The following is a 9,953-nucleotide window of genomic DNA, read 5'->3' on the forward strand; positions in this document are numbered from 1 at the left end:
AGGTAGCGCAGGTGCTCGCTCATCTCCGCCGGACCGGTCGCGCAGTTCAGGCCGATCATGTCGATGCCCAGCGGCTCCAGCGCCGTCAGCGCCGCACCGATCTCCGAGCCAAGCAGCATCGTGCCGGTCGTCTCGACGGTGACGGAGCAGATCAACGGGACGGAAACGCCCAGCGCCTCCATCGCCCGCCGCGCGCCGATCACCGAGGACTTGGTCTGCAGGAGGTCCTGGGTCGTTTCCACGAGCAGCGCGTCGGCGCCGCCGGAGAGGAGACCTTCCGCGTTCGCCTGGTACGCGTCCCGCAGCGTGACGTACGGGGCGTGGCCGAGGGTGGGCAGCTTGGTGCCCGGGCCCATCGAGCCGAGGACCCAGCGCTGCTGCCCAGTGGAGGCGGTGAACTCGTCGGCGACCTCACGGGCGATGCGGGCACCGGACTCCGACAGCTCGTGCACCCGTTCCGCGATGTCGTACTCGGCGAGCGCGGCGAAGTTCGCGCCGAAGGTGTTGGTCTCGACGCAGTCCACGCCCACCGAGAAGTACGCCTCGTGCACCGACCGGACGATGTCGGGGCGGGTGACGTTCAGGACCTCGTTGCAACCCTCCAGCTGCTCGAAGTCCTCCATCGTGGGGTCCTGCGCCTGGAGCATCGTCCCCATCGCTCCGTCGGCGACGACCACCCGGGTGGCCAGCGCCTCGCGCAACTCGTCGGCCCGGTTCACGACGCACCTCCCAGGGACCCCAGCACGCCGTCCAGCCTCTGCTCCGCCGCGGGCCCGTACACCGCCCGGACCGTGCCGAGCAGCCCGGCGGGCTCGACCTCGTACGCCTGCGAGCCGACGGCCCGCAGCACCAGTGCCGCCATCGCGCAGCCGAGCTGGGCGGCGGCCTCCAGCGGCAGTCCCTTGCTCACCGCGGCGAGGAAGCCGGAGCGGAAGGCGTCTCCGACGCCCGTCGGGTCCTCGGCGATCACGTCCGGTACGGCTCGCACGGTGAGGACGGGAGCGCCTTCGCTGTCGATGCGCACGCCCTTCGAGCCGAGGGTGGTCACCCAGGTGCCGACCCGGGCGAGCACGTCCTCGACGCTCCACTCGGCCCGCTCGCGCAGCAGGGCGGACTCGTACTCGTTCGTGAAGAGCCAGCGCGCCCCGTCGACGAGGCCGCGCACCTCGTCCCGGGAGAGGCGGGCCAGCTGCTGGGAGGGGTCGGCCGCGAAGGGGATGCCGAGCCGGCGGCAGTCCTCGGTGTGACGGACCATCGCGGCCGGGTCGTTGGGCGAGACGAGGACCAGGTCCACGGGGCCGCCGCGGGCGATGAGCTCGCGCAGGTCGATCTCGGCGGCCTCCGCCATCGCGCCCGCGTAGAAGGAGGCGATCTGGTTGGAGTCCTGATCGGTCATGCACATGAAGCGGGCGGTCTGGTGTCCGGCGGAGACGTGCACTCCGCCGGTGTCCACGCCGTGCTCCTTCAGCCAGACCTCGTACTCGCCGAAGTCGGGGCCGACGGCGCCGACGAGTACGGGGTCCAGCCCCAGTACGCCGAGCCCGTAGGCGATGTTGGCCGCCACCCCGCCCCGCCGGACCTCCAGGGAATCGACCAGGAAGGACAGGGAGACGTGCTCCAGCTGGTCGGGGAGCAGCTGGTCGACGAACCGGCCCGGAAAGGCCATGAGGTGATCCGTGGCGATGGATCCTGTCACCGCTATACGCACGTTCTCTCCTGAAGGCAGGTGGGGCCGGACTCTCGCCGGGGGCGGGGCGGGGCGCGGGCGGGGCGGGCGCTGTCAGCGGGCGGCGGCGGCCTTGAGCGCCTCGGCCCGGTCGGTGCGCTCCCAGGTGAAGTCCGGCAGCTCGCGGCCGAAGTGGCCGTAGGCGGCGGTCTGGGCGTAGATCGGGCGCAGCAGGTCCAGGTCGCGGATGATCGCGGCCGGGCGCAGGTCGAAGACCTCGCCGATCGCGTCCTCGATCCGGTCGGTGGCGACCTTCTCCGTGCCGAAGGTCTCGACGAAGAGACCGACGGGCTCGGCCTTGCCGATCGCGTACGCGACCTGGACCTCGCAGCGCGAGGCGAGCCCGGCGGCGACGACGTTCTTCGCGACCCAGCGCATCGCGTACGCGGCGGAGCGGTCGACCTTGGACGGGTCCTTGCCCGAGAAGGCGCCGCCGCCGTGGCGGGCCATGCCGCCGTACGTGTCGATGATGATCTTGCGGCCGGTCAGGCCGGCGTCGCCCATCGGGCCGCCGATCTCGAAGCGGCCGGTCGGGTTGACCAGCAGCCGGTAGCCCTCGGTCTCCAGCTTGATGCCGTCCTGCGCCAGCTGGGCCAGCACGTGGTCGACCACGTGCTCCTGGATGTCGGGGGTCAGCAGCCCCACCAGGTCGATGTCGGAGGCGTGCTGCGAGGAGACGACCACGGTGTCCAGACGCACGGCCTTGTCTCCGTCGTACTCGATGGTGACCTGCGTCTTGCCGTCCGGGCGCAGGTACGGGAGCGTGCCGTTCTTGCGGACCTCGGACAGCCGGCGCGAGAGCCGGTGCGCGAGGTGGATCGGCAGCGGCATCAGTTCCGGGGTCTCGTCGCAGGCGTAGCCGAACATCAGGCCCTGGTCGCCGGCGCCCTGCTTGTCGAGCTCGTCGCCTTCCTCACCTGTGGCGGCGCCCTCGACCCGCTTCTCGTACGCCGTGTCCACGCCCTGCGCGATGTCCGGGGACTGCGCGCCGATCGAGACGGACACACCGCAGGAGGCACCGTCGAAGCCCTTGGCCGAGGAGTCGTAGCCGATCTCCAGGATCCTGTCGCGGACGAGCTGCGCGATCGGCGCGTACGCCTTCGTCGTCACCTCTCCGGCGATGTGCACCAGGCCCGTGGTGATGAGGGTCTCCACGGCCACGCGCGAGGCCGGGTCCTCGGTGAGGAGCGCGTCGAGGATCGTGTCGCTGATCTGGTCGGCGATCTTGTCGGGGTGGCCCTCGGTCACGGACTCCGAGGTGAACAGACGGCGGGACATGTCACTCCTGATGGGTTGGGACAGAGAGGACGGAGGAGACGGCGGAGACGGCGGGAAGCAGAAGGGACGTCATACGGTGCCCAGCCGCGGGCCGCGCGCCGCGGCCGTCAGCGCCCGGGCCAGCGACCGCAGCAGGCCGGTCCCGCCGTCCGCGGCGCCGGCGACGGCGACCAGCGGCGGTTGCCAGCCGTGCGCGGCGATCCGCTCGGCGGCCCGCCAGGCGGCGTCGCCCGCACCGGAGGCCCCGCCGATCCACACCGGCTCCCCGCGGGCGAGCGCGGGGCGCAGGGCCTGCAGGTACAGGGCCGGGTCGTCCCCGGCGGGCAGGGTGACCAGGGCCTGCGGACCGTCGTAGAACTCGGGGAGGCCGTCGTAACACCCGGGCGGCGAGCCCGGCGCCGGCAGCAGGCAGATCGTGCCCGCCCCGGGACGGGCGGGTGCGCGCAGGACGCGCGCAGCGGTTGCCGGGCGGGGCCGCACCCGGGGTACGGGGATGCCGTCGAGCAGTTCCAGGGCCCCGGACACGTCCAGGGCGCCCCGGCCGTCGGGAAGGGTGCGCAGCAGCAGGGCCGCCTGGGAGAGCAGGCCGGCCGCGTCGGCGTCGGGGAACCTGGCCCGGTCGTGGACCGAGGTCAGGACCAGTCCGCCCGAGGTGTCGTGGTGGGCGAAGAGGGTGAACGGCAGGGCGGTGTGCGCCGCGAGCACCTCCGGCGGGTCCAGCTGCACTCCCGCTTCGGCGAGTTCGTCCACGACGGCGCCCGGCCCCGGTCCCGTACCGGAGGAGCCCCAGCCGGTGTGGGCGGCGGCGGCCTGCGGTTCGAAGACGACGAGGGACTCGAAGGGCGCGGCCGCCGTGCCGCGGCGGCCGGTCCAGTCCTCGATCTGCCCGGCGGACACCCACTCGTAGGCAGCACGGTCCAGCGCGTGGCCGCTGAGCGTGTCCAGCAGCAGAGCCACCGGCATGTGGGCCCGTACGGCCACGTCCAGCGGAAGGGAGTTGCCCAGCGCGCCGGAGAGCAGCTCGGCGCCGGCGAGGGTGATGCCGCGGCCCGAGACGGCCACCGAGAACGCGACGGCCACCGGATCGGGGCGCCGTGCGTGAGCGGCGGCCCGGTACAGCAGCAGCGCCCACACCGCGTGCAGGGCGGTCGACTCGGTCGCCCCCTGCGCGGCTGCCCAGGCCCGCAGCCGCGCCGCCTCCAGCGGGGTGAGCCGCGCGCGGTTGCGCCCGTGGCCGGGACCTTCCTGCGCCGCGCCCGCCCGGGTCTCCGGATCGTCGGACGGCACGGCGGGCAGGGTGACGGCGTCCGGCGGCGGGGCGGCCCGCCACCAGAACTCCCGTGCGGCCGAGGTGTCCTGGCGGGCCAGCCAGTGCGCGTGGTCGCGGACGTCGGGGCGGCGCTCGCCGCCCAGCGGCCTGCCGTCGGCGAGGTAGGCGCGCAGGAAGGCCCGCAGCAGGCCGCGCACGCTGCGCTCGTCGAGGAAGGCGCGGTGGTAGGTGAACAGGATGCGGGTGGGCCCGGGCGGGCTCCCCCACCCGGGCGGCGCGTCCTCGTCCAGCAGCACGATGCGCAGCTGGCCCGGGTCGCGCAGGTCGAACTCGCGCAGCCGCTCGCGCAGGACGAGGGTGTGCCAGTCGGCGCCGCCGGCGCCGTGGTGCTCGATCCGCGGGTCCACCCGCGGGTGGACGACCATCGACGGCGGTGCTCCCGCGGAGTCGGCCAGCGCGGTGCGCAGGGCCGCGTCACCGTCGTACAGCGTCCGCCATGCGGCGGTGAAGCGGGGCAGGTCCAGCGGCCCGTACCAGCGGGCCAGCAGCTGCTCGACGTGGAGTCCGGCGCCTGGGCGCACGAGCGTGTCGAGCAGCAGGTCCCGCTGGAGCGGGGACGCCGGTACGGCCGGCGGGCGCGGGCCGCGGCCGCTGCCGGCGGCGCGGGGGCGGCTGGCCGGGCCGGTGGAGCGGGTCCGGGGGCGCGGGCGCGGGCGCGCGGGCGCCGCGCTGAGCAGGTCGGACAGCAGCCCGACGGGGTACGGGTGGGGTGCCACCGTGAGGGTGTGGTGGGTGTCCGAGTGCCGTTCCAGGGTGGGCTCGCAGGCCGGGAGGAGGGCGAGGGCCGCCTCCAGGTGTGCCGCCTCCAGCGGCCCGTGCAGCTCCAGCGAGGGCGGCGGGCCGGGCACGAGGACGACCGCCATGGCCGAGCTCATCGGATTCCTCCCTCCTTCTTCTTCTGCGTGTCTGACGTCGGTCTGCTGTCTGGTGTCTGGTGTCTGGTGTCACGAGCCGTCCGGCGAGGTCAGCGGGCCCCCAGTTCCTCCTCCACGGCTCCCATGAACCCTTCGTCGAGCATCGTTTCGACCGCCGTGTCCCGCGCGGAGTCCAGCCCGGTGTCGTGACAGGCCGTGCTGAGCAGGTAGCGCCTGAGCACCCGGTGCGTGGCGAACGACCACGCGCCGCCCCCGGCCGGGCTGCCGTCGGGCCCCAGGAGTCCGCCGTCGGCCAGGCCGAAGCCGAATTCCGTGAACCCCAGCCTCAGCCCTTGTCCCAGGGCCTTGGTGTAGGCCTCCTTGAGGGTCCACAGCCGGAGCATCTCGGCGACCTGCCGCTCCGGGGGCATCCGGTCGAGTTCGGCAGCCTCGGCGGGGATGCACACGCGGTCCCGCAGCAGCTCGAAGGACATCCGCCGGCCGGCCGGCTCCACGTCCACGCCGATCCGTCCGGTCCTGCTGACACCGACGGCGATGAGGTCCTCGGTGTGGCTGAGGCTGACGTCGATCTGGCTCATGCCGCGGATGTACGGGCGTCCGCCGATCCGGTACGACAGGTCCAGCGCGGCCGGATCGGTCCGCAGCGCCGCCGCCGCCGTGTACTTGACGACCATGCGCGAGGTGACGAAGCGGTAGCGGACCGCGGCGTCCGGGGTGCGCCGGTAGCGCTGCCAGTCGCGGCCCAGCAGCGGTCGCAGCGAGGTGTCGGCGAGCGCCGCGGTCAGCCACTCCCCCCACGTCGCGTACACGACGACGCTGCCGCGCCGTTCCAGTCCCGCGGAGACCGCTTCCCACGGCCCGTCGGGGCCGGTGACGTGGATGGGCGGCGCGCCCGCGCGGTTCATCGGGTGAGCTCCGTACCTTCGAGGTCGCAGCTGCGACCGGTGCGGTGCCGGCGGATCAGCTCGTCGAGCACCTGCGCCAGGCAGCCCTCGGGCAGGTCGGGCACGGCGATGCCGAGACGGCTGCCGATGCGCGTCAGCGCGAGCACCGCCCAGGCGGGGTCGGCGAGGAAGGCGTCCGTGCCGTCCTGCGCCTCCCAGACGCCGAGGACCGAGGCGGCCGCCAGGATCAGCGCGTACCGGTCGGTGAGCACGGCCACCCCGGGGCCGGCCAGCGCGGCCCGTTCGGCGGGCAGCGCCACGCAGTCCGCGCGCAGGGCCCGCAGTTCGTTCACGAAGCCGTCGGCGAGGTCGCTGAGCGCGGCCATCTGCCCGCCGACCCGGCGGGTCGCGGCGAGCCGGTCGGCCGCGCCGACCAGCGAGGCGGTGAGGAAGTCGTCGCCCCCGGCTATGCCCAGCAGCCGGTAGTCCAGGTCGGGCAGGCGCGACCCGCCGCGGAACAGGCCGGGCGGCGGCTCCGGCAGGCTGAACCAGGAACGGGCGGCCAGCGAGCGCAGCTGCGGGACGATGACGGCCTGGCAGGCGGCCGTTCCGGCGTGTCCGAGGCCGGCCACCGGCAGGTCGCGGACCAGTTTGTCGAGGGCGCCGTACTGCGCGTCACCGTGCGCGTAGCCGTGGCCGCCGAGCACTCCGGCGAGCTCCTCCAGGTTCTCGCGGAGCATGTCCGGTACGACGTACTTGACGGCCGCGGCCAGCACGTTGACGTGCTCGGGCAGCAGGCTCAGTGCGCGCAGCGACACGGTCGCCATGCTGTCGGCGGCCAGCAGGTCGGCGAAGACCCCGGCGAGCGGCTTGTGCCAGCGCCGGGCGACCGGAGCGGTGCGGCCCGCGGTGACGGCCCGTACGGCGGAGTGCAGGACGGTGTCCGCCGCGGCGACGGCGACGGCCGGGATCAGGCACCGGTTGACCTGGAAGGTGCGCAGGGCCAGGGCGACGCCCTCGCCCTCGCGTCCGACCAGGGTGTGCCGGGGCAGCAGGCAGTCGCTGAACTCCAGCCCGGAGAAGAGGCCGCCGCGCATGCCGGGCGTGGTGACGCGGGGCAGGTGGGTGAGGTGTCCGCAGGCGCGGGCGGCCGCGAGTACGTCGGTATCGAGGAGGAAGACCGAGTGGCTGCGCGGGCCGCGGGCGGGCGCGGTCCGGGCGTAGACCACGTACGCGCCGGACCGGGAGGCGTTCAGGATGACGTCCTTGCGGCCGCTGAGCCGGTAGCCGCCGGGATCGGGATCGGCGGTGAACTCGTCGCGCAGGATGCCGTTCGCGTGGGCGATCTCGTGGTGGACGATCGAGGCCCGGCCTCCGGCGAGCAGCGGCGCGGCGGCCGTGGCCCGCTGCTGCGGGTCGCCCGCGGCCCAGACGGCGGCGGTGGCGAACAGCGAGGTGATCCCGTAGCCGAAGCCGAGGGCCACGTCGCGGCGGAAGACGGGGCGCAGCACCTGCGCGAGCAGGTCGGCGCGGGTCAGCCGGCCGCCCGAGCCGACGGGCACGAACTCGGCTCCGAGCCCGGCCGCGGCGAGGAGTTCCTCGGTGGCGGCGGGCGGTTCGCGCCGGGCGTCGGCGGCGGCGAGGGCGGCGATGCCGTGCGGATTGGCGGGGTCGTGCGGGTCCCCGAGGAGGCTTTCCAGGCGGGCGGCGCGTGCGGCGGCATCGGCCGCGTCGAACGCGTGAGATGCACGGGGCGCAGGGGGCGCCGTGGGCAGGCGGGGTTCCAGGGAGATCGTCATCGTGGTGCTCAACTCCCCGTTTCAGAGGGTACGGACGGCGGATTCCGCGTGCTGGGCGGCGCGGCCGAGGGTGGCGGCGCTGTTGCGGCCGAGCGCCTCGCGTACGTACGCGCGGGCCTGGGCGATGTCGGCGTCCGGGCCCAGCACCTCGGCGATCGCCTCCTCGCGCAGCAGGACGCTGTGCCGCGAGACGGCGGTGACGCCGGTCTCGTCGGGGAACAGCGACCACTCGCCGGTGTGCGCGGCGAGCAGGCGCGGTGTCGCCGTCTGCTTGTAGACGATCCGGTAGGCGTGCGGGAAGCAGATCCGGACGGACTCCGTGGTGTGCCGGGAGCCGTCGCCCGTGAGGGTGTCCATGCTCAGCAGCTGGATGCCGGGCACGTCCTCGGTCAGATTGACGCGGCTGACGTGAGGGAGGTGTGCGGGCCAGTCGTCGACCCCGTAGAGGAAGGAGTAGACGAGCTCCGGGGGCGCCTTGACCGTGACCCGGTCCTCGAAGGTGAGGAGGAGTTCGTCCAGGCTCGCCCAGTTCTCGGCGGTCTCCTTGATCCGGTCGAGTTCGGCCCTGCTGTTGGTGTCGGTGGCGCGCGCCAGCCAGGCCGCGTCGTCGGGCCGGTCCTCGGCCACGGTGAAGTCGTGGTCGAGCGTGAGCCGGGACCGCGTGGCGCCGAGCTCGTCCACGCTCCAGCGCCCGCCCATGGCCAGCGCCGGGGCCGCCGGGGTCTCCTGCCGGAAGTCGACGCGGCGGGCCACCGGGTCCATGGCACGGCGGGAGAACCAGGACTTCACCTGGCCGTTGGCGGTGACCCACATCTGGAACCGGTCCTCGGTCCCGTCGAAGTCGAGCCGCTCCACGTGCACGCTGGGCGGCACGATCAGCGGCCACTGGGTGGTGTCGGCGATCAGCCCGTACACCACGCCCGCCGGTGCGGTCACGTCCACCGTGTACGTCCTGTGGTGCACTCGCTCACCTGACATCGGCCCGCCTCTCTCGCCCTGGACTCACGAATGTGCCCGAGGCCGCCGGAAGCGGGCTGGAAGGCCGCTTGAGGGCCGGTCAGGGACGGCCGGGACGATGTCCTCCCCGCACACGAACGGGGCGGCGTACGTCGACGGATGTCGGTGTACGCCGCCCTCGGGTGGCACGGGTTGCGGGAAGCGGCCCGCGTGGTCACGGCAGTTATTTCGGGTCGTGGTTGAACTTCGAGGTCGACCAGCGGTAGCCGAGCACGGCCAGGCCGATGGACCAGGCGACCGCGAGCCACCCGTTGTGGCCGATCTCGGTGCCGAGCAGCAGCCCGCGCAGGGTCTCGATGACGGGCGTGAACGGCTGGTACTCGGCGATCGGCTGGAACCAGCCCGGCATCCCCTCGATCGGGGTGAACGCGCTGGAGATGAGCGGCAGGAGGATCAGCGGCATGGCGCTGTTGCTGGCCGCCTCCGCGTTCGGGCTGGCCATGCCCATCCCGACCGCGATCCAGGTGAGCGCCAGGGCGAAGAGGGCGAGCAGCCCGAACGCCGCCAGCCACTCCAGGGCCGTGGCGTCCTTGGACCGGAAGCCGATGGCCACGCCGACGGCGCCGACGAGGACCACACTGGCGAGCGACTGCAGGACGCTGCCGACGACGTGGCCGATGAGCACCGATCCGCGGTGGATCGCCATCGTACGGAAGCGGGCGATGATGCCCTCGGACATGTCGGTGGAGACGGACACCGCGGCTCCGATGACGGTGCTGCCGATGGTCATCAGCAGGATGCCCGGGACGACGTAGGCGATGTACCCGGAGCGGCCGCCGCCTCCGCCTTCCCCGAGGCCCGCGCTCATGGTGTCGCCGAAGATGTAGACGAAGAGCAGCAGCAGCATGACCGGGGTGAGCAGGAGGTTCAGGGTGAGGGAGGGGTAGCGCCTGGCGTGCAGGAGGTTGCGGCGCAGCATCGTGGAGGAGTCGCGCACGGCGAGGGCGATGGAGCTCATCGGACAGCCTCCTTGGGCTGGTTGTTCTGACCGGGCACGGCAGCGCCGGTCAGGGCGAAGAAGACGTCGTCGAGGTCGGGGGTGTG

General features: G+C 73.6%; 8 protein-coding genes. All 8 read right to left on the reverse strand.

What is annotated here, in order from left to right; translation table 11 throughout:
• Nucleotides 1-719, reverse strand: a 719-nt coding sequence (locus ACFYOB_RS41175; RefSeq protein ID WP_388570111.1) for a homocysteine S-methyltransferase family protein, incomplete at its 3' end; no start/stop codon positions are given.
• A complete protein-coding gene (locus ACFYOB_RS41180; protein WP_388570114.1) occupies nt 716-1,708 on the reverse strand; it encodes a carbohydrate kinase family protein in 993 nt (330 codons plus the stop codon). The genes ACFYOB_RS41180 and ACFYOB_RS41175, both read right to left, overlap by 4 nt.
• Nucleotides 1,709-1,780: 72 nt before the next feature.
• Complete coding sequence (gene metK, locus ACFYOB_RS41185) at nt 1,781-3,004, reverse strand: methionine adenosyltransferase (RefSeq protein WP_388570117.1); 1,224 nt, start codon at nt 3,002-3,004, stop codon at nt 1,781-1,783.
• A 69-nt stretch (nt 3,005-3,073) separates the two neighbouring features.
• Nucleotides 3,074-5,209, reverse strand: a complete 2,136-nt coding sequence (locus ACFYOB_RS41190) for a condensation domain-containing protein (protein WP_388570120.1) — start codon at nt 5,207-5,209, stop codon at nt 3,074-3,076.
• An 89-nt stretch (nt 5,210-5,298) separates the two neighbouring features.
• On the reverse strand, nt 5,299-6,114 hold the full coding sequence (locus ACFYOB_RS41195; protein WP_388570123.1) for a 4'-phosphopantetheinyl transferase family protein: 816 nt from the start codon (nt 6,112-6,114) through the stop codon (nt 5,299-5,301).
• The gene (locus ACFYOB_RS41200) at nt 6,111-7,892 is read right to left on the reverse strand and encodes an acyl-CoA dehydrogenase (RefSeq protein ID WP_388570126.1); all 1,782 of its coding nucleotides are present in this window, start codon (nt 7,890-7,892) and stop codon (nt 6,111-6,113) included. Before ACFYOB_RS41200 ends, ACFYOB_RS41195 begins: the two co-directional genes overlap by 4 nt.
• A 21-nt stretch (nt 7,893-7,913) precedes the next feature.
• Complete coding sequence (locus tag ACFYOB_RS41205; protein ID WP_388570128.1) at nt 7,914-8,855, reverse strand: aromatase/cyclase; 942 nt, start codon at nt 8,853-8,855, stop codon at nt 7,914-7,916.
• 217 nt (nt 8,856-9,072) lie between these two features.
• Nucleotides 9,073-9,867 carry an ABC transporter permease gene (locus ACFYOB_RS41210; RefSeq protein ID WP_388570131.1) on the reverse strand — a complete coding sequence of 265 codons (795 nt, stop codon included), beginning with the start codon at nt 9,865-9,867 and terminating at the stop codon, nt 9,073-9,075.
• Nucleotides 9,868-9,953 lie beyond the last annotated feature (86 nt).

Origin of the sequence: Streptomyces sp. NPDC006463, assembly GCF_042870715.1 — a bacterium.
Taxonomy (GTDB): domain Bacteria; phylum Actinomycetota; class Actinomycetes; order Streptomycetales; family Streptomycetaceae; genus Streptomyces.

Coding starts and splice junctions, on each gene's coding strand:
- metK (WP_388570117.1), bottom strand. CDS start 3,004: ATGTCCCGCCGTCTGTTCACCTCGGAGTCCGTGACCGAGGGCCACCCC.
- ACFYOB_RS41190 (WP_388570120.1), bottom strand. CDS start 5,209: ATGAGCTCGGCCATGGCGGTCGTCCTCGTGCCCGGCCCGCCGCCCTCG.
- ACFYOB_RS41195 (WP_388570123.1), bottom strand. CDS start 6,114: ATGAACCGCGCGGGCGCGCCGCCCATCCACGTCACCGGCCCCGACGGG.
- ACFYOB_RS41200 (WP_388570126.1), bottom strand. CDS start 7,892: ATGACGATCTCCCTGGAACCCCGCCTGCCCACGGCGCCCCCTGCGCCC.
- ACFYOB_RS41210 (WP_388570131.1), bottom strand. CDS start 9,867: ATGAGCTCCATCGCCCTCGCCGTGCGCGACTCCTCCACGATGCTGCGC.